At 32.2% G+C, this 20964-nt stretch carries 16 protein-coding genes and 1 CRISPR repeat array; of the genes, 5 read left to right on the top strand and 11 right to left on the bottom strand.

All coding sequences use genetic code 11. The features are described from left to right. Positions 1–80 precede the first annotated feature (80 nt). Both cas1 and cas2 read left to right on the top strand, forming a co-directional pair. Positions 81–995 carry a type II CRISPR-associated endonuclease Cas1 gene (cas1, locus tag AB3G34_RS03575; RefSeq protein WP_369753473.1) on the top strand — a complete coding sequence of 305 codons (915 nt, stop codon included), beginning with the start codon at positions 81–83 and terminating at the stop codon, positions 993–995. Further along, the gene (cas2, locus tag AB3G34_RS03570; RefSeq protein WP_367752116.1) at positions 971–1300 is read left to right on the top strand and encodes a CRISPR-associated endonuclease Cas2; all 330 of its coding nucleotides are present in this window, start codon (positions 971–973) and stop codon (positions 1298–1300) included. Before cas1 ends, cas2 begins: the two co-directional genes overlap by 25 nt. Here the strand turns inward: cas2 and AB3G34_RS03565 are convergent. Beyond that, complete coding sequence (locus tag AB3G34_RS03565; protein WP_367752114.1) at positions 1297–1812, bottom strand: transposase; 516 nt, start codon at positions 1810–1812, stop codon at positions 1297–1299. The two genes, cas2 and AB3G34_RS03565, sit on opposite strands and share 4 nt — an antisense overlap. Before the next feature lie 200 nt (positions 1813–2012). Beyond that, positions 2013–3235: a CRISPR direct-repeat array (repeat unit 36 nt; unit sequence AATATCGTGTTTTCTAATCTTTAATCAAACCACAAC). Positions 3236–3356: 121 nt separating this feature from the next. After that, positions 3357–6743 (bottom strand): type II CRISPR RNA-guided endonuclease Cas9, encoded by a 3387-nt coding sequence (cas9, locus tag AB3G34_RS03560; protein ID WP_369753472.1) that lies wholly within the window; start codon positions 6741–6743, stop codon positions 3357–3359. Positions 6744–7251: 508 nt separating this feature from the next. On the opposite strand from cas9, the gene AB3G34_RS03555 reads away from it, so the two are divergent. Both AB3G34_RS03555 and hemN read left to right on the top strand, forming a co-directional pair. Beyond that, positions 7252–9258, top strand: a complete 2007-nt coding sequence (locus AB3G34_RS03555) for a DUF349 domain-containing protein (protein WP_367768615.1) — start codon at positions 7252–7254, stop codon at positions 9256–9258. 139 nt (positions 9259–9397) lie between these two features. After that, complete coding sequence (gene hemN, locus AB3G34_RS03550) at positions 9398–10762, top strand: oxygen-independent coproporphyrinogen III oxidase (RefSeq protein WP_369753471.1); 1365 nt, start codon at positions 9398–9400, stop codon at positions 10760–10762. A gap of 130 nt (positions 10763–10892) precedes the next feature. Here the strand turns inward: hemN and AB3G34_RS03545 are convergent, their stop codons facing one another. From AB3G34_RS03545 to AB3G34_RS03505, 9 genes are all read right to left on the bottom strand, one after another. Next, entirely contained in the window at positions 10893–11129 is a 237-nt protein-coding gene (locus AB3G34_RS03545) for a YdcH family protein (protein WP_367752106.1), read from the bottom strand. A gap of 41 nt (positions 11130–11170) precedes the next feature. Continuing rightward, positions 11171–11872: a sulfite exporter TauE/SafE family protein gene (locus AB3G34_RS03540; RefSeq protein ID WP_369753470.1), complete on the bottom strand. Its 702-nt coding sequence runs from the start codon at positions 11870–11872 to the stop codon at positions 11171–11173. An 84-nt stretch (positions 11873–11956) separates the two neighbouring features. Further along, entirely contained in the window at positions 11957–12406 is a 450-nt protein-coding gene (locus AB3G34_RS03535; protein WP_367752102.1) for a FixH family protein, read from the bottom strand. Between the two features lie 47 nt (positions 12407–12453). Beyond that, positions 12454–13872 (bottom strand): cytochrome c oxidase accessory protein CcoG, encoded by a 1419-nt coding sequence (gene ccoG, locus AB3G34_RS03530; protein WP_369753469.1) that lies wholly within the window; start codon positions 13870–13872, stop codon positions 12454–12456. 69 nt (positions 13873–13941) lie between these two features. Continuing rightward, a complete protein-coding gene (locus AB3G34_RS03525) occupies positions 13942–14841 on the bottom strand; it encodes a cbb3-type cytochrome c oxidase N-terminal domain-containing protein (protein WP_369753468.1) in 900 nt (299 codons plus the stop codon). 25 nt (positions 14842–14866) lie between these two features. Continuing rightward, positions 14867–15037 carry a CcoQ/FixQ family Cbb3-type cytochrome c oxidase assembly chaperone gene (locus AB3G34_RS03520; protein WP_367752096.1) on the bottom strand — a complete coding sequence of 57 codons (171 nt, stop codon included), beginning with the start codon at positions 15035–15037 and terminating at the stop codon, positions 14867–14869. An 83-nt stretch (positions 15038–15120) separates the two neighbouring features. Further along, positions 15121–17304, bottom strand: coding sequence for a cytochrome-c oxidase, cbb3-type subunit I (gene ccoN / locus AB3G34_RS03515; protein ID WP_369753467.1), 2184 nt, complete (start codon positions 17302–17304; stop codon positions 15121–15123). A gap of 2 nt (positions 17305–17306) precedes the next feature. After that, the gene (ccoS, locus tag AB3G34_RS03510) at positions 17307–17498 is read right to left on the bottom strand and encodes a cbb3-type cytochrome oxidase assembly protein CcoS (protein WP_367768600.1); all 192 of its coding nucleotides are present in this window, start codon (positions 17496–17498) and stop codon (positions 17307–17309) included. Positions 17499–17567: 69 nt separating this feature from the next. Beyond that, the gene (locus tag AB3G34_RS03505) at positions 17568–19970 is read right to left on the bottom strand and encodes a heavy metal translocating P-type ATPase metal-binding domain-containing protein (RefSeq protein WP_369753466.1); all 2403 of its coding nucleotides are present in this window, start codon (positions 19968–19970) and stop codon (positions 17568–17570) included. A 106-nt stretch (positions 19971–20076) separates the two neighbouring features. On the opposite strand from AB3G34_RS03505, the gene AB3G34_RS03500 reads away from it, so the two are divergent. Continuing rightward, on the top strand, positions 20077–20757 hold the full coding sequence (locus AB3G34_RS03500) for a Crp/Fnr family transcriptional regulator (RefSeq protein WP_369753465.1): 681 nt from the start codon (positions 20077–20079) through the stop codon (positions 20755–20757). Positions 20758–20964: the final 207 nt, after the last annotated feature.

Genomic DNA, 20964 nt, shown 5'->3' with positions numbered 1-20964 from the left:
GATTCCCGTAAAGATTCTAGTTAGATTATCCCTTAATTTACTTAATAATCAGATTGTTAAGCAAATTAAAGGTCAAAATTATGATAAAAAGAACTATTCTAGTTGAAAACAAATCTTCTATAACTACAAAAAATCTTCAATTAGTACTCAAAACAGAAACCCGAGAAACAACTATTCCAATTGAAGATATTGGCTTTTTACTGCTTGACAATCCCGAAATTTACTTGAGTATTCCTGCAATGAATTTAATTATTGAGAATAATACAGCTATAATAATTTGCGGAAAAAACCATCTTCCCAATGGTATGTTTTTAAACCTCAACAGCCATCATATACAACAAGAAATTTTTAAAAACCAAATTGAAGCTTCCGTACCCCTAAAAAAGAAATTGTGGCAGCAAACAATTATTGAAAAAATTAAAAATCAAGGTGAATTATTAGAAAAACTCACGAACGATAAAAATACGTTTGCTTTTTTGGCGAGTAAAGTACTAAGTGGAGATACTTCTAACATGGAAGGAGTTGCTGCACAATTTTATTGGAAACATTTCCCACAACCAAACCTTGAAAAAGAGGGTTTAAAAAGAGAGCGCTATGGTGATTATCCTAATAATTTCCTCAACTATGGCTATGCCATTTTAAGAGCCGCAACAGCTAGGGCATTATCTGGAAGTGGATTATTGAACACGTTAGGGATTCATCATAAAAGCAAATACAATGCATTTGCACTCGCAGATGATATTATGGAACCATTCAGACCACTTGTAGATGAAGCTGTTTATAAAATAATGAATACCCATCAGGAACAAGAACTAAATACAGCTATTAAAGCGGAACTACTACAAATACTCACCAGAACGGTTTATTTTAAATACGAGAAAAGTCCACTCATGGTGGGTTTACAAAAAACGGCTAGTTCTTTACAGCAATGTTTTACAGGTCACCGAAAAAAAATTAAATATCCAAAATTATGGAACTCAATGGATATAGAATAATGTGGTTGTTTGTGTTTTTTGATTTACCCACAGAAACCAAAAAAGACCGAAGGAATGCGTCACAATTTCGTGGAAACCTACTGAAAGATGGCTTTAGTATGATGCAATTTTCTGTTTACATACGGCATTGTGCAAGTAGTGAAAGTGCCGATGTACACGAGAAAAGAATTAACAAACTTGTTCCTCCTTTAGGAAAAGTAAGTGTTTTAAGAATAACCGATAAACAATTTGGTATGATAATCAATTATTTAGGCAAAGCCAAGCAAGAGAATATTGATGCTCCAACACAATTAGAGTTGTTTTAATGTACCTCATAAAAAGTATCTTGATGCCATTTTTGAGGATTTAAATCTATGTAGTTATTAATATTATCATAAGAATTCTCATTCTTTATTATATGGTCATGGAAAGAACGCTGCCAAGAAAACTTTTCTAATCCTTCAATATGAATAAATTTAGATGACGTAGTTTTTAAAGCACCTATCAAACTTGACAAAGATTTTATTTTCACGGCAGAATCTACAACTTTCAAACTATCAATTTCAATAATAATATGTACGTGATTGGGCATAACTACATAATTATGTATTTCTACATATTTGTATTGTTCTTGTAACCAAATTATTTTTTCTTCTACAATTTTACCATATTTATTTAAATCCATTTCAACTTCAATCGAATCATTAATCTCATTTTCGGCGCGATGATGTACGGACAGGTCGCGACCTGTCCCTACGTATCCAAAACAACATTCTCGATTTTGAACACATATCGTCACAAAATATATATTATTACTGGAATAATCGAATCCTTTCATTCGATTTCTTTTTCTATTTTTTATCAAAATATTATAATATAAAACTTAATACTGCCTCTATCCAGACAGGTCTTAACCTGTCATTTTCTATTACAAAGAAAAAAATGCTCCAATCTAGTCTATCACGTGCTAAAAAGGAGCATTTTATTTTACGATATTTCTATTTATTCTATTGATTACTAGAAGGTAACAAACCAACTAATATCGTGTTTTCTAATCTTTAATCAAACCACAACGTGCGTAAAGCATCCGTTCCAATATCTCCAAATATCGTGTTTTCTAATCTTTAATCAAACCACAACAAAATAGCATTACTGGAACTGGTAAAAAGAAATATCGTGTTTTCTAATCTTTAATCAAACCACAACCTTTTCGATGAAGTTTGTTACGAGAAAGGGAATATCGTGTTTTCTAATCTTTAATCAAACCACAACTAAACGTTTTATAACAGTTGTTTGGCACTAAATATCGTGTTTTCTAATCTTTAATCAAACCACAACATCATGAAAGCAATCAACTACGCTATAAAAAATATCGTGTTTTCTAATCTTTAATCAAACCACAACAGTTGACCACAAATGGAAAAATTTATTTAAATATCGTGTTTTCTAATCTTTAATCAAACCACAACCCTTCATCAAATTGGAATAAAGTGAGTGATAATATCGTGTTTTCTAATCTTTAATCAAACCACAACAGTTGACCACAAATGGAAAAATTTATTTAGAATATCGTGTTTTCTAATCTTTAATCAAACCACAACATAAAAATACTCCATACGTTTATTACTCAAAATATCGTGTTTTCTAATCTTTAATCAAACCACAACCTCGTGTCATGGCTTATTTATTTACGTTGAAATATCGTGTTTTCTAATCTTTAATCAAACCACAACACTCTTACGATACGGATGCAATAGCCATAAAATATCGTGTTTTCTAATCTTTAATCAAACCACAACATAACGGATGAAAGCTATTTTTCATTTGGTAATATCGTGTTTTCTAATCTTTAATCAAACCACAACTATGCGAGTGATAATCAAAATGTATTGATAAATATCGTGTTTTCTAATCTTTAATCAAACCACAACACCTCTTGGAATGTCTTGACAAATCCATTTAATATCGTGTTTTCTAATCTTTAATCAAACCACAACGTTTTTTGGTTTTGCCTATCTATAGCATTTAATATCGTGTTTTCTAATCTTTAATCAAACCACAACGTACCAACAGCTACATTGTCAACACAAGCGAATATCGTGTTTTCTAATCTTTAATCAAACCACAACAAAATATTTATATTACACAAATATTTAAATAATATCGTGTTTTCTAATCTTTAATCAAACCACAACGTCTTGGAATGGCTGATTTGAAAGATAATTAATATCGTGTTTTCTAATCTTTAATCAAACCACAACTGAAAGTTACTGCATCCCTGCTGGGCGGATACCATACCTTTCAGTTGTGGTTTGAGATGTTTAAGATGCCGAACGAAATGTCAAAGAACTTCACTATACTAATTTGTCTTCCCTGGCAAAATTATAGCTTTTCTATTTTTCCTGAAACTGAAATTTTTACTTTAATTGGATTATGATTTCTCCATCCCGTTTTTCCATCTCCAAAGCTCTGAATTCTTTTAAATACGTTTGAATTAGTATCTTTATTTTGGGTAGAATCACTACTCAATCTAAATTCATAAAATATTGAAGATAAAGTTTGAACTTTAAATAAATGTTCTTTCAAAAAAACGTAATCTGGATTTTCCCAATTAATTTCTTCCTCATGTAATCCCAATAAAAACATATCGTTAATATGCAAAGTTGTAACAATTACGGCTCCATCGGGAGGTAATTTATAAACTGCCTCTCCTGTTCTTTTGCGTTCTACAACGGTCCAAAAAGTGGAGATTTCTTCTTTTAAGTTTCCTTTTTCATCTTTATAAATCAAAACGTGATGATTGTTTCTTGGGTTTACCCATTGATTTATATTGTCTTTTAGTTTTTCTGCACCTCCTATATTTTCTTTCATTCTAACTTTCATAATAGGAACAGGCGAACCATTATTATTTGGTAAGAAAATCTGAGGTTGCTTTACTCCGTTTTTATCAACTATGAAAAAAGTATTTACTGGAATTGTGCCTTTTACAAATCCTCCTAATTCTTGAATTCTTTTATGGATTAACTTTTTAATAGTTTGGTCAACCACTTTTTCTAGTTGTTTTTCGGTTGTTAAACTATCTATAGATTTCCTAACGTGATAGGCTTCTTCTCCATTAAAATTTCTTTTGCCAAAAACAGTTTCTTTATGTAATTGCCCGCGTGCTGCAACTCCTTTATTGATATGCGTTTTGCCGTTTTTCTCAACTTTAGTATATCTAACGGTGATGTCATTTGATATACGCTTATGCGAAATCAAAATTTTATCTACTGCTTTTTCCGCATCAAATCGGAAGGTTTCCCAAGGCATTGGAAAATCTTTTAAATCATAATTTCTATTGTAACGATTCCATTTTGATAATTCTTGTAAGTAACTTGTTTTTCCACAAGCCATAACCAAAGCATCGATAGCATGATGACGATGATCGTCACGAGTTTTTGCATTTTCATCATTCAGAACCGTGTTCAAACCCCATTTTTGGCGTAAGTTAGCTGTCATTTGACCTGGCGAAACATTTACTTTTTTACAAACTTGAGTTAAATAAGTCGCTGCTTCTTTACTTATAAATCGCGTATCGTTTAATTGTCTTGAAGAAAAATCGTCATCAAATTTAACCTGAACAAATCGTTTAAATTTCTGGTAAGCATTCGGATATTCCTTAGTGTCAGAAAATAATTTTAACGCTCGTTCTTTTCTAGAAATCCAATCTAACTCATCGTTTCCATAAAATTCAAAAGGTGTTTTGTCTCCTTTTCGTCTGTTCTCATCTGCATAACACAATGTTTTGTTATTAAAACTATCGTTTAATGAACGACTCCAAGGATGAATATGCTCTATTTGAACTTCACCTGTAAAAAGTTTGTTGATTGGAATTGTTACCCCTGTATAAGGACAAGTTTGTTTACACTCTTCCCATAATTTGAATTTTAATATGTTATCGTGAGAAACTCTAGTATATTTTTCTACTTCACTTTTTACTCTATCATTTTCTCGCTCCAATCTTTTTTGGTCTCTTCTAATTTTATTTCGTTGTGATTTAGATATTTTCAAATCACGAGCCATTTCTACTTTTATCTCATCAAGTTGCCCGTGTTCTTCAATTAATTCATTGACTAATTTTCGCAATTCAAATAAAGCAGTAATGACAATAGGATTCCGAATCGCTTGAATTTCCTTGTCTGCAGCTGCACCAACTGGTAATTTATCTAATAATACTTCAACATCAATGGTTGCGGAATGATGGTAGAGTTTCTTTAATTGTTTATCATCCAATTGGAAATCTTTACGAAGTAAATCCTTAATCGTATCGATAAAACCTCCTGATATTTTCGACCTCACAATTCCTTCAATATTATCAACTAAGTCTAATTGTTTTTGATTGTTTTCTGTAGTATCATTTTGCCATTTATCACCAAATGTATTTTTTATTCCCCCCATAACTACGGCAACATCATAGGTATATCCTTGGTGGAGAAAAGATAAAATATTCCCAATTGCTTTTCGACTCAAACTAGCATAACCGTCTTTTACATTAAATTTAGAAATAGCAATAGCTTGTTCATCTGAGAAATTCCAATTCTGAATAGCATATTCTTTTAAATTTGATTTACTATCAAAAAAATACAAAACGTGCCAAATATCTTCTTGCTCTTTCTCTGAAAAATCAAACCATTTTTTACCAAAGAATTTTTTATTTGATAAATTAGAGATAGTGTGTGTTCCAACTATTTTATCATCATCTTTATAATTAAACTTAAATTCAGCACTTTCTTTGCCAATAGCTTTTCGTAGTTTTTTAAATTCAATTTTATCAGATAAAAGTAATTGCTCAATTAGTTTGTCTTTTTCGTCTTGAGTTATTTTTTTTCCATTGTATTCAACCGTATTAACCCATTGATAAATTCTGAACATTTCAACAGGAATAGCACTAATAGGGCATTTGGTTTTTGAAGGTTCAAAAGAACAATTACCAACTAAATGCTTTTGAGAACGTAAAGGTCTTTGATGAAATAAAATTCCATCAGCTGTGTAATTGTCTTGCTTTCTTCCTCCCAAAATTGTTTTTAAATCATCATTTAGTACCGAATGAAACTGGGATTGCTTCCCCCAAATCATCTCAAATTCATCAATATACATTTTACGAGTAGTATATCTATTTCTGATTCTTTCTAATCCATCTTGAAAAGGTTGGTTTTCTTTTGGATAAATTTCATATAGATAAGAGCCTAATGTTTTACCTTCAATACTTTCCAAAGTATCATCAATTCCGATTTTTCCTTCTTTAGCATTTCCTTTAAAAATAGCTCCGTCATCGCTTCCGCCTTTTCTACTGTTACTTAAAAAACCTCTTCTTTGAATTAAATGATAAAAAACTCTGCCAATTTCTTCTAAAGATAGTTTTTCATTCAAAGCTCTCTGACGTAATTCATATGGATTTATAGCAAACCAAGAAGCTAATTTTTCGGATGGAAATTGCTTCGTTTTTTTCCAATCGTCAAAATCACTGTTATTCATTGGACACATATTATTTTCCGAAAGTGCTTTCAACAGCACTTTCTTTCTTAATCTTCTTCTAAAAAACTGACGCCTTACTCCTCTTGCCCCTGTCCGGCTTGCATTTTTAGACATTTCATTATCTCCATCACCCAAGTTTTCAACTCCCATTGGAAAAATTCTACTTCCAACACCTATTATTTTATTCAATTTATCCTCAATCAAAGCCCATCCAATCGAGTTTGTTCCTAAATCTAATCCTAATATTTTTGCCATATCAATCTATGTTTTGTAAGAATTTTTAAAGCTACGGTAAAAATAATTAGTCCCTTTACGGTTTTCCTCATTGCTAACTAACTAATTTTTAGTTATGTTTGTAACTGATTAAAATTTCTAATCTTTAATCTTATCACAATAAGGCTATATGCCGTAGATGAAAATCTTTAGTCCTGCTTCGGTGGGACTTTTTTATTTTATAATTTGTACTTTTTTATGTTTCAATAAGTATTTGTTATTGTGGACTACATTTAATTATTTACAATCGCCCCAATTGTCTTTAAATCACTAAAATTTAAACCTATAAACAATGCCTAGCCCTGATAGTAGCGGCATCCTTTTATAGCTTTTTTTAAGCTATAAAAGATAGAGCGAATAGCAGGAAATTGCTACAAAAAAACCCTACATTTTAACCTAAAACGACTCTAAATTAGAGAATTGTTTTGTATTTCAATACTGCTTTACTATCTTTCGTGTTCAATAAATAGAAACCTTACACATTGAACAAATGTTAGAAGAAAAGAATGATAACCTGCAAAATGCAGATGGAACGTTAACAACTGATTCTATTGAATCAACTCCAGAAACTACAGAGAACCTAGAAACTGTAGCGGAAGAGACAGTTGTACCCGCAGAAGAAAACACTGTTGAACCTGCAACCGAAAAAGTTTTGGTTACAGATACGGTAATTGAAAACGAAAATCAAAAAGCACTAAATTCAATAGACGATTCTAATGCTGAGGAAAGTGAAGATGAGACCTTGAAGGAGCGTCATCACATCCCGATGCAAGATTATGATACTTTGTCTATGGAGCAGCTTGTTGATGAGTTAGAAAACCTTGTTGGTACTGATAAAGTAATGTCAGTAAAGGATCATGTTGATGAAATCAAGAAAGCTTTTTTGGCAAAATTCAATCACTTCATAGAAGAGAAAAAAGAAGAATTCCAAGCAGAAAATCCTGATAGTACTGAAGATTTTCAATACCATTCTCCGTTGAAAGTGAAATTTGACCAATTTTACACGCAATATAAAAACAATAAAAATGTTCATTTCAAGAGTTTACAAACGAACTTGAAATCGAATTTAGAAAATAGATTAGCTATCGTTGAAGAATTAAAAGAGCTAATTAATCCGCAGGAAAACATCAAAGACACCTTAAAACATTTTAATGAATTAAGAGAACGTTGGAAAAATGCAGGGCCAATTCCAAAAGACAAATACAATCATGTATGGAATAATTATCATTTTCATGTAGAAAATTTCTATGATTATTTGCATCTTGACAGAGAGGCCAGAGACTTAGACTTCAAGCACAATCTTGAGCAAAAGCAAAAAATTATTTTGCGTGTTGAGGAATTATTGCATGAAGAAGATGTGAATAAAGCTTTTAGAGAACTGCAGGATTTACATAGAATGTGGAAAGAGGACATAGGTCCTGTTTCTAAGGAAAATCGTGATGAAATTTGGAATCTGTTCAGTGATTTGACAAAAAAAATGCACGACAAACGTGAGGTTTTATTTGAGAAACTGAGAGGTACAGAAGTTGAAAATTTAGAAAAGAAAAAAGAAATTATTTCTAAAATTGAAGAATTAGCATCTGTGAAAGTAAATGCTCATTCTCAATGGCTTGGCCAAATTGAAAAAGTAGAAGCGTTAAGAACTGCTTTTTTTTCGGCTGGAAAAGTGCCTTCGGAAGTGAATGAAGAAACTTGGGCTGCGTTCAAAACAGCAGTTCGAAATTTCAACTCTTTCAAAAATTCTTTCTACAAAGATATTAAGAGAGACCAAACTGAAAATTTAAATAAAAAAAATGCACTTGTTGCCAAAGCAATTGAATTGCAAGACAGCACCGACTTTGCTGTGACTACTCCAATCATGAAGCGTATTCAGGATGAGTGGAAACAAATAGGACATGTGCCAAGAAAATATTCGGACAAAGTATGGAAAGAATTTAAAGATGCCTGTAACCATTATTTTGACAAATTAAAAGAGCAAAAGAATGAGGAAAATGGTGAAGAGGTGGCTTCTTTTGATAATAAAAAAGCTTATCTAGAAACGTTGAGAGAATTCCAATTAACGGGAGATCACAAAACGGATTTGGATGCTATCAAATTACATATCGAAAATTGGAAAAACTTGGGTAAAGTTCCTTTTCCAAGAAGACATATTGAAGGAAAATTCAATAAAATCCTTGATGCGCTGTTTGATAAATTAAGTTTGAGTAAAAAAGACACTGATATGTTGCGTTTTGCTAACAGAATGGATCATTTATCAGAGAATAACGATACTCGTAAACTAGAAAACGAAAAGATTTTCATCATGCGTAAAATTGATGAAGTGCAAAATGAAATTTTTCAATTGGAAAACAACATTCAGTTTTTTACGAATACTAGAAATGCTAAAAAAGAAAATTCTATTGTTCTAGAAGTTCGAAAAAACATTGCTATCCATAAAGAAAGCTTAGATGTTTGGAAAGAAAAATTAAAACAACTAAGAAATATAAATCAAGAATAAAACCTTTAATTCTGATACTTATTAACCTCATCCTAGAAATAGCATGAGGTTTTTTTTATATAAAAAATGAGGCATGATAATTATCATTTTAATTTTTGATCATTCCTTGTACTTTTGATTTAAGATAAATTTCCTAGAAATGAAAAGTACACTAATTCAAAAATATAATGTTCCCGGTCCTAGATATACTAGCTATCCCACCGTTCCGTATTGGAATGAAACCGATTTTTTATATGAGGATTGGATTGCAACTTTACAAAAATCATTTATAGAAAGTAATTCAAAAGAAGGAATTAGTTTATATATACACCTCCCCTTTTGTGAAAGTATGTGCACTTTTTGTGGATGTAATAAACGTATAACCAAAAACCATGAAGTAGAGCACCCTTACATTGAAGCATTGCTCAAGGAGTGGAAATTATATTGTGAAATTCTAGGGAAACAACCTATCGTAAAAGAGATTCATCTGGGTGGCGGAACACCTACTTTTTTCTCGACTAAAAACTTAGAAGATTTAATCAATGGGATTTTTTGTTATGCAAAGAAAGCTCCCGATTATGAATTCAGTTTTGAAGGACATCCTAACAATACAACATACCAACATTTACAAAAACTATATGATTTAGGTTTCAGAAGAGTGAGTTTTGGCGTTCAGGATTATTCTGAAAAAGTACAAAAAGCCATTCATAGAGAACAACCTTTTCACAATGTAGCCAAAGTCACTTTTTGGGCTAGAGAAATTGGATATACCTCAATTGGACATGATATCATTTTTGGTTTGCCTTTTCAAGAAATAGAAGATGTGATTGATACTATAGAAAAAACAAAATCATTACAACCAGATCGATTGGCTTTTTACAGTTACGCCCATGTTCCCTGGATAAAAGGAAACGGACAACGTGGTTTCAAGGACGAAGACATCCCAAAAGATCAAGAGAAAAGAATGCTATACCAAATAGGCAAAGAATTATTACTAGAAAATGGATACCACGAAATAGGCATGGATCATTTTGCTTTAAAAACGGACTCCTTATACGAAGCTTTTCAAAATGAGAAATTACATCGTAATTTCATGGGGTACAGCTCTTCTAAAACAAAATTAATGATTGGACTCGGTGTTTCATCTATTAGTGATAGTTGGTACAGTTTTGCTCAGAACGAAAAAAACTTGGAAGACTATTATCAAATATTAGAATGGAATAAATTACCCATTTACCGAGGTCATTTATTGACAGCCGAAGATTTAATTATTCGAAAACACATCTTGAATTTAATGTGCCAATTTGAAACTTCTTGGGAAAACAAAAGTGATTATTTTGAAGAAATTCCTGAAGTTGTTACCCAATTGCAAGAAATGGAAAAAGATGGTTTGCTATTACTTAGCGATAGTGGAATAAAAGTGACAGAATCGGGTAAAGCACATGTTCGCAATATATGTATGGCATTTGACTTACTATTAAAACGAAAAACACCTGATACAAAATTATTTTCAATGACTGTATAAAAAACTCGCCTTTGAGTTAAAAGATAAACCGCAAATTCGCAAGTTGAAACACTTATATTGTGTTGATCATTTGCAAATTTGCGGTGATTTTTTCTAAAAAATATCGCAATTCAATTATTAGAAATGCAGTTTATTCATCCTTAGTTAAAATACTGTATAATTCATCTTTAATGAATAATAGCTTCGCTTTCAATTCATGGGCATGTTCATCAGTAACTACTTCAATATCCGTATTTATGCGGTGAATTTCATGTTCTAATTCATGGTACTCGTCAAAGAGTTCTCTAAAATGACTGTCGTCAACTTTTAGTTGATGTATTTTTTCCTCGTATTCAGGAAATTCGTGTATTAAATCGTGTCTTTCCATTGTGTTTAATTTTATAGAATATTTAAATGATGTCAAATCAATTAATGGCAATTTGGGGTAGCGTGAATAAACAAACTCATATTAGATGGTGAGACATAAGGTATGCCTAACCCTAAACCTCTTAAAATAAATAGTAATGCAATAAGAACGGCAACGTAAGGAACCACTTTCTGAATTTTATTTCGAAAAGAAATCGTAATAAAGGAATTCAAATATATAATACTACTCATCATGGGAACAGTTCCTAATCCAAATAAGAGCATGTATATAATTCCAAAACTAGCTGATTGCATAGCCATTGCTCCAAATAAAGCGACATACACCATGCCACAAGGCAAAAACCCATTGAGTAAACCTATTGTAAATAATGATTTGTAACTCTTATTTTTAAATTGACTCCCTAGCTGTTGTTTTACTTTTGAAATTATTTTGAAAATAGGCTTTGAAAAATTATAACGGGCGACCACTTTTTGAGGAATCAAAACAACAAGTAGCATTAGCACTCCTATAAAGATAGATAATTTTTGTTGCATTCCAGCCATAAAAAAACCTTTTCCTACCAATCCAAAAAGTAATCCTATTGTCCCATAAGCCGTTAATCGACCTATATGATATGTCATTATTTGAGTGACTTTTTTCGCTGGATTATTTCTGTCTACAGGCAACATCATAGCAATAGGACCGCACATTCCTATGCAATGAAAGCTGCTGATCAATCCAAAAATAAAGGCTGTATAAAGCATAAATTTAGTCTAAAAGTCAAAGGTCGAAAGCCCGAAGAAATAAATCATTACCACTTCGCGTTTTACAACTTCAACATGTTGTTTCTAATCAATATAAATCACATCTTTGGTTAAATACGATTTTCCATCATATTGCCATTCCATATTAATGTCCCATCGACCGCCTACCAATTTTGATTTAGGTATGAGCAAAGTTGGATTAGATAATGAAATTGGAATTTCAAAATCTAATTTTTTGTTAGACGGTCTGTATAGGGACACATTCCCTTTTATCTTATTAGGAATAAATTCATTTGGAAAAACAATGGTAACTCCATCCCTAGTTTTGGTAATAATAGGCTTTTGAGTTAAATCTTGTGCATTCTGTACTCGAGTCATTTCCTCCCCAAAACGGGCATCGTGTTTGTAATATTCTTCAACAACCAATTCATTATCATATTTAGAATTAGTTTGTACTTTAATCACGAAGTATAATATAAAACTCATGAACAAAGCTATTGCTATGACGATTCCGGTTCCCCAATTTATTTTCATTTTTTCTATTATTTTTTTGAAGTAAACTCCTTCAATACATTATTATGCTAATCGAAACTTCGTGGGCTTAAAAAACTGGTTGTACTGGTTTCAATTTTTTTATTGCCCTCGTACACTTCTATTTTTAATTTTGTTTTATCACTCTCTAATGTATACTGATTGATTTCAACAAATAAAGTTCCTTCATTCATTCCTTGTTTTTTTACTTTGAAATGTTGTTTCCCCACTACATTCAAATTTCCTTTTATTCCTACCAATTTGAAATGAATATCATTAAAATCATTGTTGGTTTTATTGATAATTTTATAGGTAAATACATTACTTATATTATCTCCTTTATGTTGAAACAGTTGTCCTGGTAATCGCAAAATGGTTGCTTCTACTTCGGTTCGTAAAAATAATAATCCAATTAAAATACCAACTAAAATCAACAAAATAGCGGAATAGCCTTTCATTCTAGCAGTGAATTTAAAAGGCGCTTTTTTCTCTATTTCATCTTCAGATGCATATCGAATTAATCCTTTGGGTAAACCTACGCTATCCATGATTATATCACACTCATCAATACATGCGGTACAGTTCACACATTCCAATTGCGTTCCATTACGAATATCAATACCGGTAGGACAAACATTTACACATTGTTTACAATCAATGCAGTCTCCTTTTCCAGAAACAGTTCTATCTTCTTGCTTATTGAATTTGGCTCTACCCAATTCTTTTTCACCACGAACAAAATCGTAGGCAACATTAATTGATTTATTGTCTAATAACACCCCTTGAAGTCTACCATATGGACAAGCTATGATGCACACTTGCTCTCTAAACCATACAAAGATGAAGTAGAAAACTCCTGTAAAAATGGACAATGCAATTAGTGTACTGAAATGGGTCTCTGGTCCATCTTCAATCATTTGAATCAATTCATCACTACCAATTAGGTACGCCAAAAACACATTTGCAATAGCAAAAGAAATGAGTAAAAATATAAACCACTTAATTCCTTTCTTTCTTATTTTCTCGCTATTCCATTCTTGTTTTTCTAATCTAATTTGGGCTCCACGATCTCCTTCTATCCAATATTCAATTCTTCTAAAAACCATTTCTAAGAAAATAGTTTGAGGGCAAATCCAGCCACAAAATATTCGTCCAAAAATTACTGTAAATAAGATTACAAATACGACTCCTACTATCATAAACAGCACAAAAAGATAAAAATCTTGTGGCCAAAATGGGAATCCAAAAATATTAAAACGACGTTCTAATACATTAAACATCATAAATTGGTTCCCATTAATCTTAATAAATGGGTTTGCAACTAAAATGATTAATAAAATATAACTCACCCATTTTCTATAGTCATAGAATTTTCCAGAAGGTTTTTTTGGAAAAATAAATTTCCTTTTTCCTTCAACATCAATGGTTCCAATTGTATCTCTAAAAGCTTCGTCTGGTAATTTTGACATTTTGTTTTAATTTATAATTCTAAGTTTTAAGCTATTTTACACTTTTAAAAACTTAGTAAATCAGTGTTTTTATTTTGCTGCCGGTGCTGCAGCATCATCAACCCAAACTTCACCATCTGGTGCTTTTGGATCTTTTGGGTTACTTCCCTGTAATGACAATATATAACTAGTTACTTTTTGAATCTCTTTTGGTTTTAAAGTTCCTTTCCATGAAATCATTCCTTTACCATCACGACCCCCATTAGTTACAGTATGGAAAAGATTTTTAATTCCACCACCCAGAATCCAATGATCATCTGTTAGGTTAGGACCAATTTGTCCACCAGCATCCGCTCTGTGACAAGCAGCGCAATTGGTTGTAAAAATGGTTTTCCCTATAGCTAAATCAGCAGGATCAGTCAGTAAGGTTACTGTTTTCTCATCCATTAAATCGGGTGCCGTTTTCATGTACTCCGCCACATCTATTTTGGCTTGAGCCAATTCTTTCTTCAATTCCATTTCCTGATTATCGCCACCCATGATCTCAAAACGAACTAAATATATTGCTGCAAAAGCGATGCATCCGTAAAATAAATACACCCACCATGGTGGTAAATTATTATCTAATTCCCTGATTCCATCATAATCATGACTCAACAATAAATTAGCTTCATTTTCAATAGGCTCGGTTTTAGTCAGTTTTTGCATTAACTTTTTAAACCACTCGCTCTCTTTATAACTTATAGCACTAACTTCTTCTAATTTTGCTTTTTGTTCTTCTGTAAGCATTTGATACGTAATATTATCAATAGCACTTACGGTGATTTCAATCGCTATTAAAAGAAAGAGAAATACAAATAGAAATACCGAAACCATTGGATATTTTATAAATGCTGCACGATCGCCAGAATCTATAAAGTATTCCATAGCGCCAAACACGAGAAAGAAAATTACGGGTACTCTTACGTATGCTGGGATTAATTTTTTCATTTTATCTAATTTGAAATTATACTGATTAATTGTCGTTTAATGGAATTTGGCTCAATTCATTGATCTTCTCTTTTTTATAGGATGCAACCCATATACCAAGCCCCACAAAGAAGAAAAAGAAAATCAATAACGATAGTATCGGATAAATTGCAACACCTGCAATCGTTTCCATGTTGTGTTTTATTTGTTCGAACATTTTTTTATAGTTTTGAGTTTCAAAGTAGCACAGTTACAAATTTGTTTTTCAACACTTTATAACTATGCTACTTTGCTACTTAGTTACTTTTTATCTTTTACTTTAATGTCTGTACCTAATCTTTGGATGTAAGCAATCAATGCTACAATCTCTCTCTGATGCATTGGCACAAATTTTTCTCCTTTTGCTTCGGCTTTTTTCTTGCTATTTTCATAACTTTTCACAAAGTCAGGATCAGCATGCAAATTGTCTTCAATTTTTTGAGATTGTACTTTGATTGCATTTTTAGCATTGGCAATTTCAGCATCTGTATAAGGAACCCCAAGTGTTTTCATCACTTGCATTTTCTTTTCAATGTCAGAAATATCTAAAGCGCTATTATCAAATAACCATTTGTACCCAGGCATTATAGATCCAGAAGATACACTTTGTGGACTCCACATGTGATTGAAATGCCAATTGTCGTTGTACTTACCACCTACTCTTAATAAATCCGGTCCTGTACGTTTTGAACCCCAAAGGAATGGGTGATCATACACAAATTCTCCCGCTTTTGATTGTGGTCCATAACGTTCTACTTCTGAACGGAATGGTCGAACCATTTGAGAATGACATCCTACACAACCCTCACGGATGTATAAATCACGACCTTCTAATTCCAATGGTGAATACGGTTTTACACTTGCAATTGTTGGTATATTAGATTTTACCATAATTGTAGGTACAATTTGAATAACACCTCCAATTAAAATCGCTACAGTAGCCAGAATAGTTAACTGGATTGGTTTTCTTTCTAACCAAGGGTGAAATTTTTCACCTTTAGTTCTACCACTACTTATTTTTTGTAATTCTGGTGCTTCGGCTAATTCATCTTCAATTGCAGCATTAGCTCTTATAGTTTTAGTAATATTGTATACCAAGACAAACATTCCAATAATATATAATGTTCCTCCAGCAGCACGCATCCAATACATTGGCATAATTTGCGTTACCGTTTCAAGGAAATTACCATATGTTAATGTTCCATCAGGATTAAATTGTTTCCACATAGAAGCTTGTAAAAATCCAGCTACATACATAGGAAGCGTATAAAGTATAATCCCTAATGTTCCAATCCAAAAGTGGAAATTAGCTAGTTTAGCAGAGAATAAAGGTCCTTTTGACATTCTTGGAACCAACCAATAAATCATACCAAAAGCCATAAATCCATTCCATGCTAACGCTCCTACGTGAACGTGTGCAATAATCCAATCTGTAAAATGCGCTATTGCATTTACATTTTTTAATGATAGCATCGGTCCTTCAAAAGTTGCCATACCGTATCCAGTAATAGCTACTACGAAAAATTTCAAAACAGGATCTACACGCACTTTATCCCATGCTCCACGCAAAGTCAACAATCCATTAATCATACCTCCCCAAGAAGGTGCAATTAACATGATTGAGAAAACAACACCTAGATTCTGTGCCCAGTTAGGCAAAGCAGAATATAATAAATGGTGCGGTCCAGCCCAGATGTATAAAAATATTAATGACCAAAAGTGAACAATTGATAATCTATAAGAATATACCGGACGATTTGCCGCTTTAGGAACAAAATAATACATTAATCCTAAAAATGGTGTTGTCAAGAAAAAGGCAACCGCATTATGACCATACCACCATTGTACTAATGCATCTTGTACTCCTGCATAAACAGAGTAACTTTTCATTGCAGAAACAGGAATAGCCAAACTATTAAAAATATGCAATACTGCAACTGTCACAAAAGTCGCTAAGTAAAACCAAATGGCGACATATAAATGACGTTCTCTTCTTTTTAAAATCGTACCAATCATATTGATCCCAAAAACAACCCAAATTAATGCAATTGCAATATCAATAGGCCATTCTAGTTCAGCATATTCTTTAGAAGAAGTATATCCCATTGGTAAGGAAATAGCTGCCGCTACAATAATCAATTGCCAACCCCAGAAATTAAGGTTACTTAAAAAATCACTATACATCCTTGCTTTCAATAATCGTTGCAAAGAATAATATACTCCGGCAAACATGGCATTACCTACAAAGGCAAAAATAACGGCGTTGGTGTGTAAAGGTCTTAATCGACCAAAACTTAACCACGAAACCCCGTCAGTAAGGTTTGGGAATAAAAAAAATGTTGCTAATAAAAGTCCGACGGCCATTCCGACTACGCCAAAAACAATGGTAGCGTAAATAAACTTTTTTACAATTTTGTTGTCATAGTAAAACTGCTGCATTTCCATAATTAATTTTGTTTTTCTTCTGTTGTTTGTATTTGTTTTTGGGGTGTTTTTTTGATTTCATCGTCAAAAAGCATTCTGACAGATGGCGTATAATCATCATCATATTGACCACTTTTTACTGCTACTATAAAAGCAATAAAAAAGCCAACCGCAACGAATATGCTTATGGAGATTAATAAATAAATGACACTCATACCTTAAATTTGTGTTAACAAAGTTAGTCTGCTCCTTTTTTAAAAAATATGACATTTATCATACTTCCTTTATTTGGTAAAATTCTTATTAATATATTTTAACCTTCTGGCATAATAATTACTCATAACGGTAACAAAACTGACAATGGTAATAGTACTTAAAGGCATTATAATGGCCGCAACTAAAGGCCGTAAATTCCCACTTATGGCAAATGATAACCCTACGAAATTATAAAGCAGTGATAAAGCAAAACTCAACTTAATTGTAGTCATCGCTTTTTTTGAAAGCTTTAAAAAATAATGCAGTTTTTGAAATTCATTGGCTTCTAAAATAGCATCACAAGCAGGTGAAAAAACATTTACATTTTCTGATATTGAAACACCTATATTACTTTGCGCCAATGCTCCTGCATCATTCAATCCATCGCCTACCATCATCACATTGCGACCTTGTTCTTGTAGTTTTTTGATAAACTCCAATTTCTGTTCTGGATTTTGGTTAAAAATTAGTTCGGTTCCTTTCGGCAAAATAGTCTCTAGGGCTCTTCTTTCACCATCATTATCTCCAGATAAGACTTTGATTTGATAATTATCCTTCAAGCCTTTAAAAAGGCTATCTAACCCTTCTCGATACTGATTATTGAAAATATATTTCCCATAATAAACGCCATCAATTCTAATATGAACAACGGTTCGTAACAAAGCATTGCCTTCTATTTTTCCAACAAATGAAGCAGAACCAATTTTAATTTGTTTCCCATCTATTGTGCCCTGAATCCCTTTCCCATTAATTTCTTCAAAATCAGCAATAGATATTTTTTGCATCTCTGGTAAATAATCATATAACATACGACTCAAAGGATGGTTGGACGCACGAAGTAAATTCTTAATCCAAAGGCTATCTATATCAGAAATAGGATTACCCTGATAGGAAATACTTGATTTTTTATTGGTCGTTATAGTACCCGTTTTATCAAAAACAATGGTATCTACTTTTGCCAATTGTTCTATTACCAAAGCATTTTTCAGGTAAAATTTCTGTTTACCTAAAATTCGCAATACATTCCCCATTGTAAACGGTGCAGTTAAGGCTAAGGCACAAGGGCAAGCCACAATTAATATGGAAGCAAAAACATTGAAAGCTGTAATGGTATCGATGAAAATCCAATATCCAAACGAAACAAAAGCAATCACGAGTAAAATTGGAGTAAAATAATGACTAATCGTATCCGTGATGTTTTTGTGTTTTTGCTCTACATTTTTTTGAAAAACATCATTGCTCCACAATTGCGTTAAATAACTTTGTGAAGTAGACTGTAAAACATCCATTTCAATCACTTTACCTATTTGTTTACCTCCTGCAAATATTTTATCACCAGAATTTTTAGTAATAGGTACAGCTTCTCCAGTTACAAAACTGTAATCAATAGAAGCGCTATCACTAATCAAAATTCCATCTACGGGAATTAACTCTTGATTTCTTATAAGTAGTCGGTCGCCTTTTATAATATCATAGACAGGTACACTTTCCTCTGTTGCATCAGGATTAATTCTAGTAATCGCTATTGGAAAATACGATTTAAAATCCCTTTCGAAACTCAAAAAACTGTATGTTTTAATTTGGAACATTTTACCTAAAAGCATAAAGAAAATCAACCCAGTCAAACTGTCAAAAAAACCGGACCCATAATCAAAAACAATATCTACGGTACTGCGAACGAACATTACTATAATCCCTAAAGCAATAGGAATATCAATATTCAACATTCTCGATTTGATGCTTTTATAAGCCGAAACATAATAACTACTAGCTGAATAAAAGAAAGCGGGTAACGAAAGAGCGAAGATTAACCATCTAAAAAAAGGGCGGTACGCGTCCAACCAATATTCCCTCACTTCAAAATACTCTGGAAAGGATAACAACATAATATTTCCAAAACAAAAGAAAGCGACTCCCAATTTATAAGTTAAACTTCGATCCACACTATTACTTCCGGTTTCATAGTTTTCTAAACTAATATAGGGCTCATAGCCAATAGAACTCAATAAATAAGCAATTTCACTAAGCGAAACTTCTTCAGGATTATAGGTAATTCGGACTTTTTTTTCTGGAAAATTAACCTGAGAAGTACTTATTCCTTTTTGAAGACGCTGTAAATTTTCCAAAATCCAAATACACGAACTACAATGAATATGAGGAATACTAAGTGAAACGATAGCGGTTGCAGTTTCTTGAAAATCCAATAATTTTGAAATGATATTTTCATTATCTAAAAATTCATATTTACCTTTAATATCTAATGGTGTTGCTCCAGGGGATTTTTCAAAATCATAATAGCAAGTCAAATCATTGACACTAAAGATTTCGTACACCGTTTTACAACCGTTGCAACAAAACTCTTTATTGTCAAAAATAATTTCTTCTGCTCTTATAATATCTAACCCACAATGGAAACAGTTTTGTGTGTCCATAAATTTGCTCATTTTACCTGATGCAAAGCTCTTAAACGAATGTTAATTAAAATATGATATATGTCATATTAAAGCGTATTTTTACATAAAAACAAACTATTTCAAGATGAGTAAATGCGAACAATGTATCGTTAGGGAATTTAGCTCACTAAAAGCCCTCAACAAAGATGAATTAGTAAAACTTGCTGATTGTAAAACATCACGCATCATAAAAAAAGGGGAAGTCATTTTTGAAGAAGGAGAAAATGTAAATGGAATCTTTTGTATTAAAGATGGTGTTTGTAAGTTATCGAAGTTAAGCCCCAATGGCAAAGATCAAATAGTTAAACTTGTTTCAAAAGGAGAATTATTAGGTCAGAGATCATTAATAAGTGATGAACCTGTTAACTTAAGTGCGGTAGCACTAGAGGACATGGAAGTTTGTTTTATTCCTAAAACTGAAGTAATGGGCTTTTTTGATAAAAACAATCAGTTTTCAATGAATGTCATGAAAGTAATTTGTGGCGATCTTAAAGAAGCTGATGGACATATGGTTGATATGGCTCAAAAAACAGTAAAAGAAAGACTTGCAGAAACACTATTGTACTTACAAGCTACTTTTGGCATAAATGAAGATAGTAGCTTAAAAGTTCAGTTATCTAGAGAAGAGTTAGCCAGTATGATTGGTACTGCCACCGAAAGTTGTATACGATTACTTTCTGATTTCAAAAAATTGGGGTTAATTGAATTAACTGGTAAAAAAATCACACTTATTGACATCAATAAATTAAAAAGAATAGCAGAATAATTATTTTGTTATAATACTTTCTTCGCTTCCTCCAAAAATTGAAGTATGTGAAAATCAGAGATTTTAAATTCCTGTTTTTGGGGTAACCGCTTCGCTTCTTCCCAAAATTGAAGTATGTGAAAATCCGAGATTTTAAATTCCTATTTTTGGGGTAACCGCTTCGCTTCTTCCCAAAATTGAAGTATGTGAAAATCCGAGATTTTAAAT

The organism is Flavobacterium sp. WC2409 (genome assembly GCF_041200085.1).
Classification (GTDB): domain Bacteria; phylum Bacteroidota; class Bacteroidia; order Flavobacteriales; family Flavobacteriaceae; genus Flavobacterium.
This window is presented reverse-complemented; position numbering and strand designations above follow the sequence as displayed.